This window comes from Pseudomonas zeae (assembly GCF_014268485.2).
Classification (GTDB): domain Bacteria; phylum Pseudomonadota; class Gammaproteobacteria; order Pseudomonadales; family Pseudomonadaceae; genus Aquipseudomonas; species Aquipseudomonas neuropathica.
This window is the reverse complement of sequence record NZ_CP077090.1, coordinates 4,577,618-4,599,317: the sequence shown is the minus strand read 5'-3', so window position 1 is coordinate 4,599,317 and position 21,700 is coordinate 4,577,618. Positions and strand designations below refer to the sequence as shown.

Annotated in this window: 21 protein-coding genes and 1 pseudogene; 11 read left to right on the top strand and 11 right to left on the bottom strand. The window is 60.8% G+C overall.

Features of this window, described 5'->3' with window-relative positions; translation table 11 throughout:
- Positions 1 to 57: 57 nt before the first annotated feature.
- Positions 58 to 1,209: an MFS transporter gene (locus HU754_RS20175; RefSeq protein WP_186624095.1), complete on the bottom strand. Its 1,152-nt coding sequence runs from the start codon at positions 1,207 to 1,209 to the stop codon at positions 58 to 60.
- 325 nt (positions 1,210 to 1,534) lie between these two features.
- On the opposite strand from HU754_RS20175, the gene HU754_RS20170 reads away from it, so the two are divergent.
- Entirely contained in the window at positions 1,535 to 2,515 is a 981-nt protein-coding gene (locus HU754_RS20170) for a diaminopimelate epimerase (protein ID WP_186624097.1), read from the top strand.
- A 191-nt stretch (positions 2,516 to 2,706) separates the two neighbouring features.
- On the opposite strand, the gene codA is transcribed toward HU754_RS20170, so the two are convergent.
- The 5 genes from codA to HU754_RS20145 form a co-directional block, all read right to left on the bottom strand.
- A complete protein-coding gene (gene codA / locus HU754_RS20165; RefSeq protein ID WP_186624098.1) occupies positions 2,707 to 3,954 on the bottom strand; it encodes a cytosine deaminase in 1,248 nt (415 codons plus the stop codon).
- Between the two features lie 15 nt (positions 3,955 to 3,969).
- Complete coding sequence (gene codB / locus HU754_RS20160; RefSeq protein WP_186624100.1) at positions 3,970 to 5,241, bottom strand: cytosine permease; 1,272 nt, start codon at positions 5,239 to 5,241, stop codon at positions 3,970 to 3,972.
- Positions 5,242 to 5,485: 244 nt separating this feature from the next.
- Entirely contained in the window at positions 5,486 to 6,298 is an 813-nt protein-coding gene (locus tag HU754_RS20155; protein ID WP_186624102.1) for an alpha/beta fold hydrolase, read from the bottom strand.
- A gap of 201 nt (positions 6,299 to 6,499) precedes the next feature.
- Positions 6,500 to 6,856, bottom strand: coding sequence for a 6-carboxytetrahydropterin synthase QueD (gene queD, locus HU754_RS20150; protein WP_007915588.1), 357 nt, complete (start codon positions 6,854 to 6,856; stop codon positions 6,500 to 6,502).
- Between the two features lie 85 nt (positions 6,857 to 6,941).
- Entirely contained in the window at positions 6,942 to 8,021 is a 1,080-nt protein-coding gene (locus HU754_RS20145) for a patatin-like phospholipase family protein (RefSeq protein WP_186624103.1), read from the bottom strand.
- Positions 8,022 to 8,268: 247 nt separating this feature from the next.
- On the opposite strand from HU754_RS20145, the gene HU754_RS20140 reads away from it, so the two are divergent.
- From HU754_RS20140 to HU754_RS20125, 4 genes are read left to right on the top strand one after another with little or no spacing between them, the layout of a single operon-like run.
- Complete coding sequence (locus HU754_RS20140; protein ID WP_095050576.1) at positions 8,269 to 8,577, top strand: PepSY domain-containing protein; 309 nt, start codon at positions 8,269 to 8,271, stop codon at positions 8,575 to 8,577.
- Positions 8,577 to 8,888: a PepSY domain-containing protein gene (locus HU754_RS20135; RefSeq protein WP_186624105.1), complete on the top strand. Its 312-nt coding sequence runs from the start codon at positions 8,577 to 8,579 to the stop codon at positions 8,886 to 8,888. Before HU754_RS20140 ends, HU754_RS20135 begins: the two co-directional genes overlap by 1 nt.
- A 3-nt stretch (positions 8,889 to 8,891) precedes the next feature.
- The gene (locus HU754_RS20130) at positions 8,892 to 9,560 is read left to right on the top strand and encodes a response regulator transcription factor (RefSeq protein ID WP_007915592.1); all 669 of its coding nucleotides are present in this window, start codon (positions 8,892 to 8,894) and stop codon (positions 9,558 to 9,560) included.
- Positions 9,557 to 10,870 (top strand): sensor histidine kinase, encoded by a 1,314-nt coding sequence (locus tag HU754_RS20125; RefSeq protein ID WP_093433857.1) that lies wholly within the window; start codon positions 9,557 to 9,559, stop codon positions 10,868 to 10,870. The genes HU754_RS20130 and HU754_RS20125 overlap by 4 nt, the downstream gene beginning before the upstream one ends.
- 250 nt (positions 10,871 to 11,120) lie before the next feature.
- Here the strand turns inward: HU754_RS20125 and HU754_RS29830 are convergent, their stop codons facing one another.
- A complete protein-coding gene (locus HU754_RS29830) occupies positions 11,121 to 11,876 on the bottom strand; it encodes a methyl-accepting chemotaxis protein (RefSeq protein ID WP_371857720.1) in 756 nt (251 codons plus the stop codon).
- Between the two features lie 102 nt (positions 11,877 to 11,978).
- Positions 11,979 to 12,125, bottom strand: a pseudogene (locus tag HU754_RS29825) (HAMP domain-containing protein); the annotation flags it as partial.
- A gap of 1,394 nt (positions 12,126 to 13,519) precedes the next feature.
- Between HU754_RS29825 and HU754_RS20115 the strand changes: the two are divergent.
- Both HU754_RS20115 and ctpM read left to right on the top strand, forming a co-directional pair.
- Positions 13,520 to 14,836 carry a Na+/H+ antiporter family protein gene (locus HU754_RS20115; protein WP_186624109.1) on the top strand — a complete coding sequence of 439 codons (1,317 nt, stop codon included), beginning with the start codon at positions 13,520 to 13,522 and terminating at the stop codon, positions 14,834 to 14,836.
- Positions 14,837 to 15,029: 193 nt separating this feature from the next.
- On the top strand, positions 15,030 to 16,712 hold the full coding sequence (ctpM, locus tag HU754_RS29935) for a methyl-accepting chemotaxis protein CtpM (protein WP_093433863.1): 1,683 nt from the start codon (positions 15,030 to 15,032) through the stop codon (positions 16,710 to 16,712).
- A 222-nt stretch (positions 16,713 to 16,934) separates the two neighbouring features.
- Here ctpM and HU754_RS20105 read toward each other — a convergent pair whose 3' ends face one another.
- Positions 16,935 to 17,870 (bottom strand): LysR family transcriptional regulator, encoded by a 936-nt coding sequence (locus HU754_RS20105; protein WP_093433865.1) that lies wholly within the window; start codon positions 17,868 to 17,870, stop codon positions 16,935 to 16,937.
- Positions 17,871 to 17,983: 113 nt separating this feature from the next.
- Here HU754_RS20105 and HU754_RS20100 point away from each other — a divergent pair, with 113 nt between their 5' ends.
- The 3 genes from HU754_RS20100 to HU754_RS20090 all read left to right on the top strand — a co-directional run bounded on the left by HU754_RS20100 (position 17,984) and on the right by HU754_RS20090 (position 20,038).
- Positions 17,984 to 18,469, top strand: a complete 486-nt coding sequence (locus HU754_RS20100) for a DMT family transporter (protein WP_095051024.1) — start codon at positions 17,984 to 17,986, stop codon at positions 18,467 to 18,469.
- A gap of 3 nt (positions 18,470 to 18,472) precedes the next feature.
- Complete coding sequence (locus HU754_RS20095) at positions 18,473 to 18,928, top strand: DMT family transporter (protein ID WP_186624112.1); 456 nt, start codon at positions 18,473 to 18,475, stop codon at positions 18,926 to 18,928.
- A 945-nt stretch (positions 18,929 to 19,873) separates the two neighbouring features.
- A complete protein-coding gene (locus HU754_RS20090) occupies positions 19,874 to 20,038 on the top strand; it encodes a metallothionein (protein WP_093433869.1) in 165 nt (54 codons plus the stop codon).
- A 25-nt stretch (positions 20,039 to 20,063) separates the two neighbouring features.
- Here HU754_RS20090 and HU754_RS20085 read toward each other — a convergent pair whose 3' ends face one another.
- Together HU754_RS20085 and HU754_RS20080 are read right to left on the bottom strand one after the other, a co-directional pair.
- On the bottom strand, positions 20,064 to 20,336 hold the full coding sequence (locus HU754_RS20085; RefSeq protein ID WP_116255995.1) for a hypothetical protein: 273 nt from the start codon (positions 20,334 to 20,336) through the stop codon (positions 20,064 to 20,066).
- A 39-nt stretch (positions 20,337 to 20,375) separates the two neighbouring features.
- Positions 20,376 to 20,603 (bottom strand): DUF6555 family protein, encoded by a 228-nt coding sequence (locus tag HU754_RS20080; RefSeq protein WP_093433873.1) that lies wholly within the window; start codon positions 20,601 to 20,603, stop codon positions 20,376 to 20,378.
- Between the two features lie 136 nt (positions 20,604 to 20,739).
- On the opposite strand from HU754_RS20080, the gene HU754_RS20075 reads away from it, so the two are divergent.
- Positions 20,740 to 21,522, top strand: a complete 783-nt coding sequence (locus tag HU754_RS20075; RefSeq protein WP_186624113.1) for an AraC family transcriptional regulator — start codon at positions 20,740 to 20,742, stop codon at positions 21,520 to 21,522.
- Positions 21,523 to 21,700: the final 178 nt, after the last annotated feature.

Below are 21,700 nucleotides of genomic sequence, written 5' to 3'. Positions count from 1 at the left end.
CTGTCAGTTATGACAGTGGACGGCGCCGGAATCGACCGTTCATCTTAAAGCCGTTGCTCAAACCTTGAGCACTTTCCCGCCGATGGCCACTGCCACCAACAGCACCGCCATCAAGCCAAAGGCAAAACTCAAACTGCTGGCATGGGCGACAAAGCCGATCACCGCCGGCCCTGCCAGAATCCCTGCATAACCGAGCGTGGTAATGGCCGGCACGGCGATGCTCTCCGGCATCACCGTCTGCTTGCCCACCGCCGTGTACAGCACCGGCACGATGTTCGAGCAGCCAGCGCCGACCAGCGCATAACCCACCAGCGCTGCTTCCCAGCTCGGCGCGAACGTCGCCAGAAACAGACCGGCAGCCGCCAATAAACCACCAAACAGAATGATCCGCGTGGCACCGACCAGCCGCACAATCCGGTCACCCATCAAGCGTCCAGCGGTCATGGTCAGGGCGAATGCCGCGTAACCCAACCCCGCGTATGCTGTGTCGATCCCGCGTTCCTGCGCCAGAAACACCGCACTCCAGTCCAGTGCCGCGCCTTCAGTCAGGAACACGATGAAGCACATCCCGCCGATAAACAGCACGATGCCGTGAGGGATGGCGAATGCCGGTCCGGAACTTTCACTGCCGTAGGGCAACATGTGCGGCACGCATTTGAACAATGCCGCGATCAGCACGACAACCACCACCAGCATGGCGGCCAGTGGCGTCAAACCCAGGCCGAGCAAGGCACTGACACCCGCCGCGCCGACAATCCCGCCGAGACTGAACAAGCCGTGGAAACCCGACATCATGTTCTTGCCGCTGGCGCGCTCGACGATCACCGCTTGCAGGTTCACCGTCGAATCCACCGTGCCCAGGCCGGCGCCGAACATGAACAGCGTGGCGATCAGTGCCGGTATCGACGACACCGTGGCCAGTAACGGCAGCGCCGCGCAGATCAACAAGGTGCCGCCGGTGGCGACGCGCCGACAGCCGAAGCGCGTGGCCAGAATCCCCGCCAGCGGCATCGCCAGAATCGAACCGACCCCGAGGCACAACAAAAGTAACCCCAGCGTGCCTTCATCCAGCCCGGCGCGCGCCTTGGCGTACGGCACCAAGGGCGCCCACGCGGCGATGCCGAGGCCAGCGATGAAAAAGGCGATGCGCGTGGACATCTGTTGCAGGCGTCCGGGGACGAAAGTGTCTTGGGGGTTGAGGCTGGTCATATCGATCCTTGGCAAAAAACTTCGCGTCCCCGAAGGACAGTGATTCAACGACGAGGTTCGATCGCCGGCCATTCGGGGAAGTACAGGCAACATCCTACCCTGTGGGAACAGAGACTCACCAATAAGCGGTCATGCACATCTCCCTGTGGGAGCGGGCTCACTAATCAGCGGTCATGCACCGATTCCTGTGGGAGCGAGCCTGCTCGCGAAGGCGGTGTGTCAGATAAAGAAAATATCGGCTGACACACTGCATTCGCGAGCAGGCTCGCTCCCACAAGGGATTACGTTTTACAGTGGCCTTCTTCGGCGACAGGGGCAAACACAGATGACGCAATTCTACGATGCACGGGGCAATATCTATGGCGTGATCTCGCTCACCGAATTACGCGAGGCGGGCATCGATTTGCCATCCGGCGCCACCGAATGCGCCTCGTCGCGTCAGTCCTGGAGCGAAGCAGCAATCAAACTCTGCTGTGACTGGCCCGAAGGCCAGCGCCCGGCGAACAGCAAATCCCACCGCAGCGACGGCCTGCTGATCGGACCGTTCCAGACGTCGCCGCCATTCGACGTGCTGATCGTCAACACCGACGGCAGCCTCGCCGAGCGCAGTGGCAACGGCCTGACGATTTTCTCGCAGGCGCTGACCGAGCAAGGCTTGATGCCGGAGGAGGGTGCGTTGGTGCGCGTGCATCACGACAAGGGTGACGCCGTGGAGACCTCGGTGAAACCGGCCGAAGTCGAAGGTGTTGAAGGTTTCTGGCTTGATCTCGGTCAACCGCGATTCGGACCGGATGCGGTCGCTGCGCAGACTGTTCAAGGCATTGAGTTCAATGCTCGGGACGTGAGCCACGTCCGGCCCTTGGCACAACTTGATCCCGACTGGGCACACAGCCAATTCGTGCGCATTGGCAATCCGCATTGCGTCACGCTGCTCGGTGACGCCGCGGCGTTGCCAAGCAATGAGCAGATGCGTGAATCGCCGCTGAGCGAAGGCCTGACCCAGGTTGCCTACGCCATGCCTGTCGGCGCTGGTGATCCATGCGCGGCGGGCGTCAATCTGCAATGGGCAGCGCTGGAGTCGTCGCAGAGAATCCTTGCCCGAGTGTTCGAACGCGGCGAGGGGCCGACGGCGTCTTCCGGCACCAGTGCCAGCGCAGTGGCCTGCGCGGCATGGCGTGTGGGTTGGGTGGCGGCCGGTGAAGTGCAGGTGGTCATGCCCGGCGGCACGGCGCCGATATTGCTCGAAGCAGTAGAGGGTGAATTGCGGCGGGTCAGGTTGTTCGGTACGGCGCGGTTGATGGGTTGAATTCGCCGACGCCATCGCTGGCAAGCCAGACTCCCACAGGGTTTTGTGGTGAACCCAAATATCATGTTCAAACACTGCCCCCTGTGGGAGCGAGCCTGCTCGCGAAAGCGGTGGGTCAGTCACATTGATGTTGAATGTGCCAACCTCTTCGCGAGCAGGCTCGCTCCCACATAGGATTGACGGTGCACCTCTCAGCTCAACCCGGTACCGAACTCCACCACCGGCATCTGCCGCTTCATCAACACCTTGCCGCCGCGAATCGAATACAACGGCAAGCCCTGACTGCGGATTACCTCGTAATCGCTGTCCGCCGACAGAATCAGCAGATTCGCCGGCCGCCCCTGTTCTAGGCCATAACGCTCACCCAGGTGCATGGCTTTGGCACTGTTGTCGGTGACCAGATCCAGCGCACTTTGCAGGTTGCGGTAACCGAGCATGTGGCAAATATGCAGCCCCGCCTCAAGCACTCGCAGAATGTTGCCGTTGCCCAGCGGATACCACGGGTCGACGATGGAATCCTGACCGAAACACACGTTCATGCCGGCTTCGAGCAGCTCATTCACGCGGGTCACGCCACGGCGTTTGGGAAAGTTGTCGAAGCGCCCTTGCAGGTGAATGCTTTCGGTCGGGCAGGAGACAAAACTGATTCCGGAATGGCCCAGCAAGCGGAACAGTTTGGCGCAGTAGGCGTTGTCGTAGGAACCCATCGCCGTGGTGTGGCTAGCGGTGACCAGCGCGCCCATGTCGCGACTGCGCGCCTCTTCGGCGAGCACTTCAAGGAAGCGCGAATGCGGGTCGTCGGTTTCGTCGCAATGCACGTCGACCAGGCAACCGGTGCGCTCGGCCAGGTCCATCAGAAACTTTACCGAACTGACGCCCTGATCGCGGGTGTATTCGAAATGCGGAATGCCGCCGACCACGTCCGCGCCCATGCGGATCGCTTCTTCCATCAATTCGCGACCGTTGCGGAACGACTCGATGCCTTCCTGCGGGAACGCGACGATTTGCAGGTCGATAAGGTGACGGCTCTCCTCGCGGACTTCGAGCATGGCTTTGAGCGCGGTGAGTTGCGGGTCGGTAACGTCGACGTGGGTGCGCACGTGCTGGATGCCGTGAGCGGCCAGCGCTTGAATGGTTTTTTTCGCGCGGATCTTGGTGTCTTCTTCGGTGATGGTGACCTTGCGCTCGCCCCAGCACTCGATGCCTTCGAACAATGTGCCGCTCATGTTCCAGCGCGGCTCGCCAGCGGTCAGCGTGGCGTCGAGGTGAATGTGCGGTTCGACGAAGGGCGGCACCACCAGATTGCCGCCGGCGTCGAGGTCATCCGGGCCAAGGGTCGGCGCTTCGGTCTGCCGGGCGATGTTGCGGATCAGACCGTCTTCAAGGTGCAATTCGTGCAAACCTTCCTGGTTGCGCAAACGGGCGTTGATGATGTGCATCAGGCGAATCCTTTTTTATAAGTCTTGTAGTGGCGCGGTCGCGCTGCGAGCGCCGAGCACGCCGGTGACGATGACATACGTTAGCGCGGCAGCAGCGATCCCTACCAGCGGCGCGACCCATGGCGAGCTGAACGCGGCGACGGTGCCGACCGCATAGGCCCCGAGTCCCGGCCAGTTGAACGCCGGCAACCGTGCGTCGGCCAGGCGCGGATAACGCCCGCGCCAACGAAAGAAGAAGTCCGCCATGATCACCCCGCCAATCGGCGGAATCACCGTGCCGAGCAGAATCAGATACGGCACCAGCATGTCGTACATGCCCAGCAGAGCGAGCAGGGTGCCGATCACCGCACCGGCGAGGGTCACGGTTTTGCGTCGGCCGGTGCGCAGCAGATTGCAACCAGCGACGGCGAAGTTGTAGATGGTGTTGTCCTGGGTGCTCCAGATGTTCAGCAACAACATGGCCATTGCGGCCATGGCGAAACCTTGCAACAGCAGCACTTCAACCACGTCCGGCTGTTGGTAGACGATGGCGCCATACGCACCGATCAGCACCATCAGGCCATTGCCGATGAAGAATCCGATCAGGCTGGCCAGCACCGCCACCCGCGCCGAGCGCGAGAAGCGTGTCCAGTTGGTCGCCTGCGTGGCGCCGCTGACGAAGGTGCCGAACACCAGAGTAATCGCCGTCGACCAGTCCAGCGAACCCGTCGGCACTACGCTGAGCAAGCCTTCGAACCCGCCAACTTTCACCGTCGCCACCCACATCGACAGCAGGAGCAACAACATCATCGCCGGCACGGCGATGTACGAGAGGATTTCCAGCCCGCGATAACCGACGTAGGCCGTGGCGCAGAACAGCAGACCGAACAGCACCATCAGGCCGAGCACCGTACTTTCGTCGAGATTGAAATATTTACCGATCACCACGGCTGCCGTCGCCGTGCCCCAGGCGTACCAGCCGATCTGGGTGAAACCGAGGATCAGGTCACTGAGCTTGCTGCCGACTTCGCCGAAGCAGAAGCGGCCCATCAGCACTGAGTTGAGGCCGCTTTTGAAGGCTATATAACCCAGGCCCGCCGCATACAGGCCGAGCAGCAGGTTGCCGACGACGATCACCGCCATCATCTCGGCGAAACTGAACGCCACGCCGAGCTTGCCGCCGGCAAACATGGTTGCGGTGAAAAACGTGAAACCGAGCAGCACCATCGCCGTCGAGGCCAGGCCTTTGCGTGCATGCATGGGGACTTCGCTGAGGGGGTAATCGTTGCCGGGATCGTTCTGCGTCATGGGGCGGTCCTTGCTGGAATTGAGAAGACGCGGGGAGGGTTGCAGTGGTCGTGCCAAATGCCGGGTGGCGCGGGTTATGTATAGACGAGTCGCGCGGATTGGCGCGAAAGCGGTGCACCTGAATACACCCAAGCCCAATGTGGGAGCGAGCCTGCTCGCGAAGGCGGCGTGTCAGGCGACATCTGCAGTGGCTGATATTCCGCTTTCGCGAGCAGGCTCGCTCCCACAAGGGATGGGTGTTGGCTCAGAGGAAGCGCAGCAGGGCGGCGACGATGGCTTCCGGGGCGTCTTCCTGGACGAGGTGTCCGGCGTTGGCAATCGGGTGGAATCGTGACCCCGGGATCATTTGATGTAACGCGCGGCCACGCTCGATGGGAATCCACTGATCCTGCTCGCCCCAGAGAATCTGTACCGGGCAACGGATTGTCGGGTACAGGCTTTCTGCTTCACGGGTATAGCGCTCATCCATCTGCGCAATCTGCCGATAGAACGCCGCTTGCCCCGGATCGCCAAGCCACGGCTGCACGTAGGGTGCGAGTTCGTGATCGGCAATCTCGCGGTGGATCGCCCCGCGAATATAGGTCGGCACGATGGCGCGCTGAATGTAGTCGGGGATGCCACTAAACGCCGCTTCATGCTGACGCACGTGCTGCACGAACGGCGAACCCCAAGGCGTCAGCGCGACCGGATCAATCAGGGTCAGGCTGCGGTAATCCTTGCCGTCGAGCAGATGTGCGCGCAGCACGGTGGCGCCGCCGAAGTCGTGGGCGACGACGTCAGGGCGTTGCAGATTCCAGTGGTCGAGTAACTGCGCCAACAGTTGGTTTTGCACACCGAGGGAGACGTCGGCGTCGGGCTGCTCGGAGCGCCCGTAGCCGAGAAGATCGAAGTAATACACGCGATGAGTCGTGAAAAAGTGCGGCGCAATCCGATGCCACACGTACGACGAAAACGGCGTGCCATGCACGAACACCAGCGGCGGGCCATCGCCGCGCACGGTGTAGCGGACCTGTCGGCCGTTGAAGTCAAAGACCTGATCCAGCAGCCAGTCTGTCATGGGCCTGTCCTCTTGGCGGGTGGGAGCCAAAAAGCATAGGCGTAAAAAAACAGCCGTGAAGGCTGTTCTCTGGCAAATCACTGTTTCCTTGTGGGAGCGAGCCTGCTCGCGAAGAGGGCGTATCAGTCGATATCAATGTCGGCTGACACACCGCTTTCGCGAGCAGGCTCGCTCCCACAGGGATAGTTGGGGTGTCAGAAGTTACTCACCGCGATAGATGCAACCGCTGGTGCACGTCTCGTGAATACGGATCGCGCTCAGTTCCGGCAGCAACGGTTTCATTTCATTCCAGATGAATTTGGCCAGCACTTCACTGGTCGGGTTTTCCAGGCCGGGAATGTCGTTCAGGTAGTTGTGGTCGAGACGCTCGTACAGCGGTTTGAAAATCGCCTTGATCTCGGAGAAATCGCGGATCCAGCCGGTGTGCGGATCGAGGTCGCCGCTGAGGTGAAGCGCCACTTTGAACGAGTGACCGTGCAGACGCCCGCACTTGTGGCCGTCCGGGACGTGCGGCAGGCGGTGGGCGGATTCGAAAGTAAACTCTTTGAAGATTTCCACGGTATTTTCGGCTCTGTTCAGATGGCGTTCGCCGCAGCGATTCGGGCAGGCGGCGAGTTTATCAGCTTGTGTTTGACCGTGCTGACTAAAGGGTCAGCAAGCGCTCGGCGAGGCGACCATTGGCAGTCAGTTCAAGAAATTCATCGCCCAGGCGGCGGCTCTCGTCCATCGCTGCGTGCCAGTATTTCTGCCGGCTCGCTGCATCGCCCATAAAGCGTTTGAAGTCGTTGCGATCAGGCAATTTGCCGTAGGGCAGGCGCGCCAGATATTCCTTCGACGGCGCGAGCAGCAGCACGTCCTGCAAGCGCTGCACCGAGGCCTTGCGCCATGGCAGGGTCTTGTCGAACCAGCCGGGAATCACCCGATCAGTGAAGTGCGGATAGAGCACAATGCCGTCACCGCTGTACGGCAGGTCGAGGTGATAATCGAGCAGACCACCATCGCGGAAAGTGCCAGCACCGGCGCCCGGCAAATCCCGTACACCTTCCATGACCATCGGGATCGAACCCGAGGCGAGCAGGGCCTGACGCAGATTGCTGGTATTCAGGGCGACGAAGCGCGACGGGAAGTCGTTCAGCGCATTCACCGGCGGGGCCAGGCGTGGGTCGTGGATGATCAAGCGTTCGAAGTGTCGCGACAGGCGCGCGCGGCCGCGCAAGTTGTCGGCGATCACCGAACCCAGCGCCAGACCCAGGCGACCGCGATGGTCATCAGCCAGGCGTCCCTGACTTTTCACCACCATGATGTTCAGACGGTAATGCGCGTTGTCGAGGATGCTCGCGTCGCGGCCGTCGAGCAGGTCATGGAGCATGCGCTGCGAGCTCTGACTGATCTCGGCCATGGTCACGCCTTTGTTGAAGTTCTGCTCGGCGTACAGATGACCGAGGCGCCGGATGCCTTCGGCGGCGTCCGGCAGGCAAGCGCTGGCGAAACGCCAGGAACCGACCGAGGCGCCGATCAGCGAACGCTCGCGCGGCGCGCTGGGCAGCCATTCACCGAACAGCGCCAGATCCAGCCCCTGAATCCCCAACGCCTTCGGTCCACCGGCGGCGCCGGGCAGGGTGCCGACGTCGGCAGCGTTCAGGCCTTGCGCACGAATGCGCGCCATGGCGCGCGGGCCGGCCTTGAGGGTGAGGGCGGGGAATTTGATGTGGATGGCGGTCATACCGGTCTCGATCGTTAGCAAGCGAACAATTATAAGCACATGTTACAAAACCTTGTAGGAGTGAGCCTGCTCGCGATAGCGGTGTGTCATTGAATAATGATCTGTCTGATACACCGCTATCGCGAGCAGGCTCGCTCCCACAAGGAGGTAATGTGTTGAGCTGGAGCAATGATGGCAATTCAGTTTCAGTTAAGTTCATCCCGCTAAGGTGCCCACCGTATGCAACACATAAAAATATGGAGACACCATGAAAACCCTGACTGCCCTGTCCATTGCCTCGATTATCGGTTTCACTGCCAGCCTCGCCCATGCCCGCGATCTCGGCCCTGACGAAGCCCTGCGTCTGCGCGACGCTGGTACTATCGTCTCCTTCGAGAAGCTCAACGCCACCGCGTTGGCCAAACACCCGGGTTCGACGATCACTGAAACCGAGCTGGAAGAAGAGTACGGCAAGTACAGCTACCAGATCGAAATGCGCGATCCGCAGGGCGTCGATTGGGATCTGGAATTAGACGCGGTGACTGGGCAGGTTCTCAAGGATCATCAGGATAAGTAATGAAGGTTAATGTTCGCGCCACCAGCCGTACGGCATTGGCGCTGGTGATTTTCTGCTCGGCCGCGATGGCGCGTGACCTCGATCAGGACGAAGCCCTGAGTCTGCGTGAGAAGGGCGTGATCCTGCCGCTGGAGCAAGTGCTGCAGCAGGCGCTGGATCGCTATCCCGGCGCAAAATTGCTGGAAGTCGAGCTGGAAGAAAAACACGACGTCTACATTTATGAAGTCGAGTTGCTCACCCTTGAAGGTGTCGCCCGTGAGCTGCACTTGAAGGCCGATACCGGCGAACTTGTGAAAGACAAGGAAGATTGATCGATGCGTTTGCTATTGGTGGAAGACCACGTACCGCTGGCCGACGAATTGCTCGCCGGCCTGCAACGGCAAGGTTACGCGGTCGATTGGCTGGCGGACGGTCGTGATGCGTTGTATCAGGGCAGTAGTGAGCCGTATGACCTGATCATTCTCGACCTCGGCCTGCCCGGCGTGCCGGGGCTTGAGGTGCTGGCGCAATGGCGCGCCGGCGGTCTGGCGATTCCGGTGCTGATTCTCACGGCGCGCGATTCCTGGGCCGAGCGCATCGAAGGCCTGAAGGCCGGTGCCGACGATTACCTGACCAAACCGTTTCACCCCGAAGAGCTGCAACTGCGCATTCAATCGCTGCTGCGCCGCTCCAAAGGCCAGGCCAATCAGCCGACTTTGCAGGCGGCCGGTCTGCATCTGGACGAGGGTCGGCAATGCGTGGTTCGCGACGGCGCCGATATTCAACTGACCGCCGCCGAGTTCCGTCTGCTGCGTTATTTCATGCTGCACCCGGAGCAGATCCTCTCCAAAAGCCACCTCGCCGAACACCTCTACGACGGTGAAACCGAGCGTGATTCCAACGTCCTCGAAGTGCACGTCAACCACCTGCGGCGCAAGCTCGGCAAAAGCGTGATCGAAACCCGTCGCGGCCAGGGTTACCTGTTCGGCGGGCAGGCTTCGTGAGGTCGATCCAGCGCCGCTTGAGCCTGGGTCTGATCAGCGTGATGGTGGTCGTCGGTGTGGTGGTGGCGCAAACCAGTCTGTGGTTGTTCGAAGTGGGTTTGCAGCGCTACCTCGAAGCCGGCCTGCGCAACGACAGCGAGAGCCTGTTGGTGGCGCTGGTCCGTGGCCCGCAAGGGCTGCAACTGGATGAAAGACATCTGTCCCCGGCCTATCAGCGGCCGTTTTCCGGGCACTATTTCCGTATCGATTTTGCCGACAGCCACTGGCGTTCACGCTCGTTGTGGGATCAGGACCTGCCGCTGCTCGACCATCCCGGGTTGCACAGCAATCTGCAACTGGGGCCGGACGGTCAGCAGTTGCTGGTGCTGCGCTCGGATTATCGGCGCCTGGGCCAGTCGATTTCGATCAGCGTCGCGCAGGATTACACCCCCGTGCGCGAGAGCTTTCAGCGCATGCGCCAGATCGGCCTCGGCCTTGGTCTGGCGGCATTGTTGCTGATTCTGTTCTTGCAGCGATTGACCGTGCGCCGCGCGCTGAAACCGCTGGAAAGGGCTCGTGAGCAGATCGCGCAATTGCAGCAGGGCCAGCGTTCGCAACTCGATGATCAGGTGCCGGTGGAACTGGAACCGCTGGTGGCGCAGATCAACCATTTGCTCGCGCACACTGAAGACAGCCTCAAGCGCTCGCGCAATGCCTTGGGCAATCTCGGGCATGCATTGAAAACGCCGTTGGCGGTGTTGTTGAGTCTGGCCTCCAGCGAAAAACTCGATGCGCATCCCGAGTTGCGCAAGGTGCTCAAGGAGCAGCTGGAGCAAGTGCAGCAGCGGCTCAACCGCGAGTTGAACCGTGCACGGCTGTCCGGTGATGCGCTACCGGGTGCGTTGTTTGATTGTGATGCGGAACTGCCGGGGTTGTTGGCGACGTTGAACATGATTCATGGCGAGCATTTGGCGCTGAGTTATGTCGCGCCGGCGGGGTTGCAACTGCCGTGGGATCGTGAGGATTTGCTCGAACTGTTGGGGAATCTTCTGGATAACGCCTGCAAGTGGGCGGACGCCGAGGTGCGTCTGAGTGTGATTGAACGTTCGGATGGTTTTGCACTGAGCGTGGAAGATGACGGCCCGGGGATTCCCGAACAGCAGCGCGCTGAGGTGTTCAGCCGGGGCACGCGGCTGGATGAGCAGACCCACGGGCATGGGTTGGGGCTGGGGATTGTGCGCGACATTGTCGATACGTGGGGCGGGTTGCTGGTGTTGGGCGAGAGTGAGTGGGGCGGGTTGAAAGTGGTGATTGAGTTGCCTCGGCGGTGAGCCTCTAAAAGCCCCTCACCCTAGCCCTCTCCCAGAGGGAGAGGGGACTGACCGAGGTGTTTGTTCGAGGTACACCGACCTGAGATATCGTGCCGGACTCAGGTTTTGAAAGCTTTCCGTGATCTGAAATACCGAGACGGACTCAAGTTTTGAATGGCACGAAGATCGGCTCCCTTTCCCCCTCGCCCCCTTGGGGGAGAGGGCTGGGGTGAGGGGGTAAGGATCTACCTGACACCCCACTACCTTCAAATCAAACGCGAAACTGATCCATCAAACTCTGCTGCTGATTCGCCAGGCTATTGAGCGACTGGCTCACCCGTGCCGACTCATTCGCCTGCCCGGACAACGACTCGGTCACATCGCGGATCGTCGCCACGTTGTTATTGATCTCCTCGGCCACCGCACTTTGCTCTTCAGCGGCACTGGCAATCTGCAGGTTCATGTCGCTGATCACCGTCACCGCATCGCCGATCTGACGCAGCGCGGTCACCGCTTGGCCAACCTGTTCGACACTGCCCTGAGCCTGGCGGTGGCTGTTGCCCATCGAACCGACTACATCCTGCGTGCCGGTTTGCAGTTGCTCAATCACCTGACGGGTTTCTTCCACCGACTCTTGCGTGCGGCGGGCGAGGTTGCGGACTTCATCGGCGACCACGGCAAATCCACGTCCGGCTTCACCAGCACGCGCCGCTTCGATCGCGGCGTTGAGCGCGAGCAGGTTGGTTTGTTCAGCGATGGCGCGAATGGTTTCCAGCACCGCGCCGATCTTCTCGCTGTTGGCCGCCAGCCCTTCGACTTGCACCATCGCCGCACTCATGTCGGCAGCGAGGGTGTCGATGCTCGCCGTGGTGCGATCGATCACGGTCAGGCCCTGACGGGTAGCGCGATCAGCATCCTTGGCGGCCTCGGCAGCCTGCGCGGCGCTGCGGGCGACGTCTTGCGCAGTGGCGCTCATTTCGTGGGACGCGGTGGCGACCTGATCGACCTGACGGTATTGCTGTTCCATGCCAGCGCTGGTCTGGGTGGCGATGGCCGAGGACTGGTCGGCGGTGTTGCGGGCGTCCTGCACCGAGCGTTTTACTTCGGCGATGATCGGCTGCAACTTGTCGAGAAAGCGGTTGAACCAACCGGCCAATTGACCGAGTTCGTCCTTTTTGTCATAGGCCAGACGGCGGGTCAGATCACCTTCGCCGCTGGCGATGTCTTCGAGCATGTGCGCCACGCCGAGGATCGGTCTGGTCACGCTGCGTGCCATCAGCCACACCAGCAGCAGGCCGATCAACGCGGCCAGCACGCCGAGGCTCAGTTCGATCAACGTGCCGGAATTATTGCTCGCGTCCAGCTGTTGCTTGAGCGCTTCGGCGCGGCTGACCAGGACTTTTTCCGGTACATCCAGCAGCACGCCCCACGACGGGCCGCCGGGAATCGGCTGGAACGGCGACAGCACTTTCAGCTGGCCGTTGCTGTGCAGGCTGCTGACGCTGGTGCTGGAAGCCAGTTTGCTCAGCAGTTCGGCGCCGCTGATCTTGTCCACGGCATCCAGACGCTGGCTGAGTTTGCCGGCATCCCGGCTGTAACCGGCGAGCAGGCCGGCGGGGCTGATGATGCTCACGGCGGTCTGGCCGTCGTAGAGCTTTTTGCTTGCGCCCTGACTGACCGCTTGCAGGCTGTTGAGGTTGATGTCGACCGACAGCGAGGCGATGACTTTGCCGTTGACCATCAGCGGGAAGACGATGCTGGTCATCAGCACGTTTTGCCCGTCGATCACGTAGAAGTACGGTTCGATTACACACGGCTTGAGTGTGGCGCGCGGGCAGGTGAACCAGGCGTTGGCCGCTTGACCGCTGGGGCCGGTGCTGGTGTCGGCCATGTCGCTTTCCGGCAGGGCCATCGAGGTGACTTTGCCCGGGGTCGGTTGCGACCAGTACAGGGCGAAACGGCCCTTGTCGTTGCTGCCGAGTTCAGCCTGACCGGCAAACAGTTCGTCCTTGCCGTCCAGCGCGTTGGCTTCGAATACCAGCGACAGGCCGAGCAGGTCAGGGTTGGCTTGCAGCGCCGATTTGACCTGTCGGGTCATGTCTTCGCGCAGGTCGAAGGCATCGAGGAAACGCTTCTCGGCCTGCTCGCGCAGAAACAGTACCTGCCGCGAGAAGCCGTGACCGTACTGATAGGCGTCCATGAACTGCTGGCGAATGCCGGCCGCCTGCACTTCCCCTTGCGATTCGATGCGCGCCTGCGCCGACTCGGTGAGCATTTCCATGCTCGAAGCTTTCACCAGTTCAGAACTGTGTTCCATGCGATACAGCGAAAGACCTACCAACAGGGTCACGATACCGGCCAGGCAGAGGCCGGCGAGCAGGGTGATTTTCCATTGGATGGAAAGTTGTCTGAGCGACATGGAGACGTCCTTATTCGATAAATATCTGAGACTTTGCACTGTAACGGCCGCGTTTCGGCTTTCTTTATCGTTGAAACACAATATGGCGGATTGACGCACCCGGGAGCGCTCGCTTTGACACCGCCGCCACTCTGCGGCACAGTGCGCGCCCTTCTAATAAGACCCTCTTTGCAAATCCGCCGGTTAAGCTTTGGCGGACTCATTCTGTCTGGCGGTCGGTTTTCCACCGCAGTGTTTTTCGAGGAAGTGAAATGAATGCAGTCATAGCGGCAGTCGGCGTCATGCTGATCCTCAGCCTGTCCCGCGTGCACGTAGTGATCGCCTTGATCGTGGGCGCGCTGGTCGGCGGCCTCACCGGTGGCCTGGGCATCGACGCCACGCTCAAGGCGTTCAACAGCGGCTTGGGCGGCGGCGCGACCGTGGCGTTGTCCTACGCCTTGCTTGGCGCTTTCGCCGTGGCGATTGCCAAGTCCGGTCTGGCTCATGCGCTGGCCGACAAGGCGCTGGCAATGGTCGATCGCCAGCACTCGACCGGCGGTGGCAGCGTCAAATGGCTGCTGATTGGCCTGTTGTGGGTGGTGGCGATTGCCTCGCAGAACATTCTGCCGATCCACATTGCGTTCATTCCGCTGCTGGTGCCGCCGCTTCTTTATGTACTGACCAAGCTGCAACTCGACCGCCGCTTGATCGCCTGTGTCATGACATTCGGTCTGATCACGCCGTACATGTTCCTGCCGGTGGGCTTCGGCAACATCTTCCTCAATGAAATCCTGCTGGCCAACGTTGCCCGTAGCGGTGTCGACATCAGCGGTATCAATGTCACCCACGCCATGGGCATTCCGGCGCTGGGTATGGTCTTCGGCCTGGCGATGGCGTTCATCACCTATCGCAAGCGGCGCGTATACGACCTGGCGAAGATCGAGCAGGTCGAGCAAGTGGCGGTGCAGTACAACCCGCTGAGCCTGATGATTGCCGGTGTGGCGATTGCTGCTGCGTTCATCGTGCAACTGCTGCTGGACTCGATGATTATCGGGGCGCTGGTCGGTTTCCTGATCTTCTCGGTGTCGGGCATTGTGAAATGGCGCGAGACCGATGACCTCTTCACCGAGGGCATGAAGATGATGGCGATGATTGGCTTCATCATGATCGCCGCCTCCGGGTTTGCCGAGGTGATGAAGGCCACCGGTGAGGTACAGACCCTGGTCGAGTCGTCGGCGTCGTGGATCAATCACAGCAAGGGCGTCGGCGCGTTGCTGATGCTACTGGTCGGGTTGCTGGTAACCATGGGCATCGGTTCGTCGTTTTCTACGGTGCCGATTCTGGCGGCGATTTTCGTGCCGCTGTGCGTGCAACTGGGCTTCAGCCCAATCGCCATTGTCTGCATCGTCGGTACCGCCGGTGCGTTGGGCGACGCCGGTTCGCCAGCGTCGGATTCGACCCTCGGCCCGACCTCCGGCCTGAACATCGACGGCCAGCATCACCATATCTGGGACACCGTCGTGCCAACATTCCTGCACTACAACCTGCCGTTGCTGGCGTTTGGCTGGGTGGCCGCGATGGTCCTCTGAACCCCGCCGATCTTCTGTGGGAGCGAGCTTGCTCGCGAAAGCGGTGTATCAGCGACTTGATGGTTGACTGACACGACGCCTTCGCGAGCAAGCTCGCTCCCACAGGGGAATGGGGCCTTTGCTCAACTTTTGTAATGACGTGCCGTTAAAGCCTTTAACCACGCCAATAAAACCAAAAGAGTGAGCTCCCACAATGCGCCTGAGCCTCAAGGCTAAAGTCCTCTCCCTCGCCGTTCTCCCGGTGTTGCTCTTTGCCCTGGTCATCAGCCTGACCACGCTGTTCATCCTCCAGGAGCAAGCGCACAAAGAGGTCGACCAGACCCGCGAGCGTCTGCTCGGCGATGCCAAAGCCACTCTGCAAAGCTACGTCGCCGTGGCCATGACCACGATCAAGCCGCTGTACGACGCGGCCGCGCCGGGTGACGTTGAGGCGCGGGCGCAGGCGATCAAATTGCTCTCGGGCATTCGCTACGGCAAGGACGGCTACTTCTTCGGCTACGACTCCGAGACCGTGCGCCTGTTCAAGGCCAACGACCCCGAAGGCGTGGGCAAAAGTTTCAAGGACAACCGCGACCCGAACGGCGTCTACGTCAATCGTGGTCTGGTGAGTGTGGCGAAGGACGGCACCCACTATCTGCAATACAGCTCGCCACTGCCGGGCAACGCCAACGTTCTGGTGCCAAAGCTCGGTTACACCGAATACCTGGCGAAGTGGGACATGGCGGTCGGTACGTCGGTCAACCTCGACGGCATCGAAGCGCAAGTGGCGCTGGTCGAAGCGCAGGTGCAGGAACGTATGCAAGGCGTGGTGCTGAGCATCGTCGGCGTCGCGGTGGTGGTGCTGTTGGTGATCGCGGCGGCGGGGATGCTGCTGGCCAATACCATTTTGCGTCCGTTGACCCTGATGAAAGCCAACCTCGACGACATTGCAGCGGGTGAGGGCGACCTTACGCGTCGCCTGAACATCACCAGCCAGGATGAACTTGGCGAACTGGCGGGCTCGTTCAACCGTTTCGTCGATAAGATTCATGGCCTGGTGCGGCAGATCACCGAGATGACCACGCAACTGACCGGTCTGGTGACGCAAGTGTCCGATCAGGCCCAGCGTTCGGATCAGGCGATGGAGCGTCAGCGCCACGAGACCGATCAGGTTGCCACTGCGATCAACGAGATGTCTGCCGCCGCGCAGGAAGTGGCCAAAAGCGCACAGAACGCCGCCGTCGCCGCTCAGCAGACCGACGAAGAAGGCCAGAGCGCCAAACGCGTGGTGGCTGGCAGCATCAAGCAGATCCATGCGCTGGTCGATGACATCCGCAGCAGCGGCGTGTCGCTGGACAGCCTGCAGCAAGACGTGACGTCAATTGTCGGCGTGCTCGGGGTGATTCGTTCGATCGCCGAGCAGACCAACCTGCTGGCGCTCAACGCCGCAATTGAAGCGGCGCGGGCCGGTGAGGCCGGACGTGGTTTTGCCGTGGTGGCGGATGAGGTGCGGGCGCTGGCCAGCCGTACGCAGATCAGCACGCAGGAAATTCAGGGGATGATCGATCGTTTGCAGGCGGGTACGCAGCAAGCGGTTGAAGCCATGCGTCGTTCCAGTGAAGCGGGCGACGGCACTTCACAGCAGGCCAATCAGGCCGGGGCTTCGCTGGATGCCATGGCCGAGTTGATCGCGACGATCAACTCGATGAACGCGCAGATTGCCAGTGCGGCGGAAGAGCAGACGGCGGTGGCGGAGGAGATCAACCGCAGCGTGCATCAGATTGCGGTGGCAGTGGACAGCGTGGCCGATGAAACGCAGTTGGGTGCGCAGACTTCGCGTAGTTTGGCGGAGCTGGGGCAGCGCTTGGGCAAACTCGTGGGCCAGTTCCGTATTTGACCGCTTGAAAAGCCCCTCACCCTAACCCTCCCGAAACGTCGGACCGCCCATAGGGAGAGGGGACTGACCGAGTTGTCTTGCGGCATACATCGACCTGAGAAATCGAGTCGATTATGGATTCACAGCAGAGATTTCAGGTCGGTGCATACCTGCAATATCCCCCAATCAGTCCCCTCTCCCTCCGGGAGAGGGCTAGGGTGAGGGGCTCTTGATCTTCAGCTTTCAGGGACGATCCCAGTAAGGCACTTCACCAAAACATTCGACAAAGAAATCAATCACCGTCCGCACCTTCACCGACAACCTGCGGCTCCCCGGCCACAACACCGCAATCTGCTGCGGCTCCAGGCTGTTCGACACCTGATAGTCCCGCAGCACCGGCACCAGCGTGCCGTCGCGCACCGCTTCGCCAATCAGCCATGACGGAAACATCACCAGCCCCAGGCCTTGCTCGGCGGCTTGGGTGAGGGTGTCGGCGTGGTTGCCGGTGATCGGGCCTTTCACCGAGTACGGCGTCCAGTCTTCACCATCACGACGGAAAAACCAGCGCTGCTGGCCGGCCGCGCCTTTGTAGGCGAGGCAATGGTGTTGCGCCAGATCTTCGGGTTTTTGCGGTGTGCCGTGGCGTTTGAGATACGCCGGGCTGGCCGCGACCTGAAAGCGGTGCGGCGCCAGAATCCGTGCCTGCATACTCGAATCGTGCAGCGGGCCGATGCGAAACAACAGGTCGGCGCCTTCTTGCAGCGGGTCGACGTAATGGTCGGTCTGCTGGATATCCAGTTGCAGCTTTGGATAACGCGCGCACAACTTGCCCAGCCACGGCGTCAGATGGCGCTGACCGAATACTACCGGGGCGTTGATGCGCACCAGGCCGGTGGGTTCGCTTTGCTGTTCCTGCAGCGCCTGTTCGGCTTCCTCCAGTTGCACCAGCACCAGCCGCGCATGGTGACCGAGCATGCGCCCGGCTTCGGTCGGCGTCACGGCGCGGGTGTGGCGGTAGAGCAATTGCTGATTGAGCGCCTGCTCCATCAACTGGATCTGCCGGGAAATCGAGGAGGGCGCCACGCCTTCACGGCGAGCCACCTCGGAGAAACTGCCATGGTCGAGCACGGCCACAAACAACCGCAGTGCCTTGAATCCGAGTTCGTTGAGACCGTGCATGGATCATCCCGCTGTGCGAGTTGCGCAAAAGTGTTGTCAGGATGCTCCCATTTATCGCACAGCTTCGCCAGTCGATAATCCGCGCCATCGTTTATGTGAGTGGGATGTGGTTTATGCAGACGTTGGATGAGGTGAGTGTCAGTGCACCGGCGACGAAATCAGGGTTGCGCTTGTTGCTGCTGCCGCTGGTGATTCTCGCGGGCATGGGGTTGTCGGTGGAGGCGGGGTTGCTCGGGCCGTTGGGTGTGCAGGTCGGGCATCTGTGGGCGACCTTGAGCATCTTTGGTGTCGGCTCGGCGATTCTGTTTTTACTGCTGTTGTTCGCCGGTCCGCAAAAAGGCCCGGCACTGACGGATCTGCCGCGCTGGCAGTTGATTGGCGGTTTTCTGGGGCCGATGTATGTGGTGGTGCTGACGTTGGCCACGCCGCATATCGGCATTGCCATGACCATGATCGCGATTCTGTCCGGGCAGGTTGGCAAGAGTGTGTTGATCGACCATTTCGGCTGGTTCGGCGCGACGCGCAAGAAGGTCAATGCCGAGCGGTGGCTGGCGTTGGGGTTGATTGTGGCGGCACTTGTTTTGATTGCGCGGGGGTGAGTGATGAGTCTGGTTATTTTGTTGGCGGTGGTGGTGTTGGCCGGTGCGGTGTTGAGTGTGCAGGCGGCGATCAATGGGCGTTTGGGTGAGAGCGTCGGGGTGTTGCGCAGTAGTTTGCTGACATTCGTTGTCGGTGCGGTGTCGACCGGGTTGTTGATTTTGTTTTTTGAGCCGGCGCATGCGGTGAGTCTTTTGGATGTACCGAAGTGGCAGTTGACCGGGGCGCTGTTTGGTGTGGTCTACATGATGGTGATGGTCGGGGCGGTGCCGGTGGTGGGGACGGCTGTGGCGACGGTGGCGGTGATTGTCGGGCAGTTGGGCATGGGGATGTTGATTGATAATTTTGGCTGGCTGGGGAATCCGGCGATTGAGCTTTCTTCCAGTCGGATTTTGGCAATGGGGTGTTTGGGGTTGGCTTTGGTGTTTATGTATAGGAGCAGTTCGCGTCGGGTTGGGTGAGTTGGGTACATATCCATTGCTGCGGTAACGGCTGATTAGGGTTTCGCCCTTACGGCGACTCACTTTTTTTACAAACGCCTAAAAAAAGTAAGCAAAAAAACGCTTGCTCCTACGTGCGGCCCGCTCGCTGGGGCTCGGGGTTCCTTCGCTGCGGGATCGATCCGGGCGCAGCGTCTCCGGTTTGCTCCGCTGCACCTACTCCCGCTGTGTTTGGCTGCGCCAAACGGTCGCTGCGCTCCCACGCCCGGATCAATCCCTCCACTCAGCCTTCCGACGTCGCTTTACAGATCAAAAGCCGCAGCCGAGCTAACGCTCATCCTGTTGAGTGGTGAGGAGCAACAGCGTGTTCGGCTTTGATTCTGTGGTGGGGCTGCCCCTCACCCCAGCCCTCTCCCGAGGGAGAGGGAGCCAATTTGTGGGCTTTTCAGAATCTAAGTCCAACGCGGTATCGCACGTCGGCGAAGCTTTCCCAAACACCTCAATCAGTCACCTCTCCCTCCGGGAGAGGGCTAGGGTGAGGGGCTCTTGATCTGGCTCTTGATCTTGTTTCGGCTTTTGATCTTTTGCCCCATCGGCAGGCCGAGCGTAGGTGTTCATCCGGGGGTTAGGCGCGCAGCGCCGTGCGGCGTAGCCGCATACATCGAGAGGAGGTGCAGCGAAGCAAACCGTAGGCGATGCCCCCGGATGGACACCGTAGCGAGGGAACACTGAGCCTCAGCGAAGTGCCGTACGCCAGGGGCAAAGCCTTTTGCTTACTTTTCGGCGTCTGGAAAAGTGAGTCGCTGTAAGAGCGAAACCGCCAGCGGCAACACCCGCAGCAACGGATATGCCCCCAATCCCAATCCCAAACAAAATCAAAAGATCGCAGCCTGCCGCAGCTCCTACACTGGGTATTACGGCTTGCCCTTCAAGCCCCAGACAACCCCCACCCAAGGAGTCTGTCCCATGCCTGATAAAAAATGCGACTGCCCCAGCTGCAAGTGCACGATCAAGGAAGGCGATCATTCCTACGCCGTCCACGGCAAACACTATTGCTGCGAGGCCTGCGCTCACCACCACAAGAGTGGTGAGGAATGTTCAACCAAGGGCTGTAAATGCGCCCACGGATGACGAACGACGCATAGAAAAGTGGAGCCTAATCAGGCTCCACTTCCAGTTTCAGACTTTCATCGTCCATCCGTTCGGTATGCCGCACCGTGCCCTGCAGCCTTCGCCCCTCAACCCTGACCACGACGGTTTTCGCCTGATCAAGGTCTTCCGGCAGCGGTGCCGGCACTCGCAACGCGAAGCGAAACGGATCATCTATGACCGCCTCAAGCCCAACGCGGCAATCCACGCTTTTGGTGATACGCCCGAACAACGTATCAAGGCCATAGTCCAGATGCGCCGGGCTGTTGATGTTGGTCATGGTGCATTCCCCCGAATGATGCCGATCGCCAGGCTGAGCTTAGCTGGTCGGTCGCCACACGACGTTTTCCACGCCGAATTTTTCTGCCATCGGCTTGCTGGTCTTCTGCACCTTCTCACGGCCAAAGCGCGGGATGCGACCGACGCCGGCGTCGCAGCTCGCCCAGTGCCACGCCTCGACATTGTCCATCTTGTCCGAGCGGATAATGAAGGACTTGGGCGTGCCGTGGAGGGTGTATTCGATGACATAGAGTTTTGCGTTGTTCATAAAGCCCGTATTCCTCCCTGTAGTATTAGAGGGATCGCGGCGCACCGGGAAAATTCATTCGGATTGTCCGACGGTCTCTATCGTTGGCGACGTCGTGGCGCACTGGTTACCATGGTTTCCCAGCCAACCCCAATGAATGCTCGCCATGGCCTTTGCCGCACCGCCCGATCTCAGCGATACCGATGTGCCCGTGCAACCGCTGGCACGCACGTATCCGCGCGGCTTGTTTATCGAGCCGCACGAGCATGTCTGGGGGCAGTTGCTGTATGCGATGAGCGGGGTGATGTGGGTCGAGACCCCGCACGAAGCGCTGGTGGTGCCGCCGCAGCGCGCGGTGTGGTTGCCGCCAGGGGTGCCGCACGGGATTCGGGTGGTGTCGGATTTGCAGATGCGCAATATCTACCTGCGTCCGGCGCTGGCGGCGACGCTGGATCAGACGGTGCAGGTGATCGAGGTCGGTGGTTTGTTGCGCGAGTTGATTGTCGGGCTGGTGGAGCAGGGCGACAGTGGTGAACCGGCCTACTACGAGGCGTTGGTCGGGCTGGCCTTGCTGGAACTCAAACGCGCCAGGCGTTCACAGTTGAAGATCCCGATGCCGGATGATTCCGATCGGCGTTTGATGAACCTGTGCCAGGCGGTCATGGCAGCGCCGTCGCTGGAGATTCCGTTCGAGCAGCACGCGGCAAATGCCGGGGCCAGCGTGCGCACGTTGGCGCGGTTGTTCAAGGACAGCCTCGGCATGGGCTTCGCCGAGTGGCGGCGGCAGGTGCAGTTGGCAACGGCGGTGGCGGAACTGATTCAGGGCGTGGCGGTGAGTGTGATTGCCCGGGAGCTCGGCTATTCACCCAGTAGTTTCAGCGACATGTTTCGCCGCGAACTTGGCGTGGCGCCCTCACAATTTGCAGTGGAACACGATTAATCAAACCAGCGCAGACCCAATGTGGGAGCGAGCCTGCTCGCGAATGCGGTGGATCAGTTGACTCATCCTTCACTGACACACCGCATTCGCGAGCAGGCTCGCTCCCACAGGGTTCTGTGGTGTGCATCCGATACTTGTCCGAAATTCAGAAGTCCTTGGCCGATGCCATCCCCGCGGG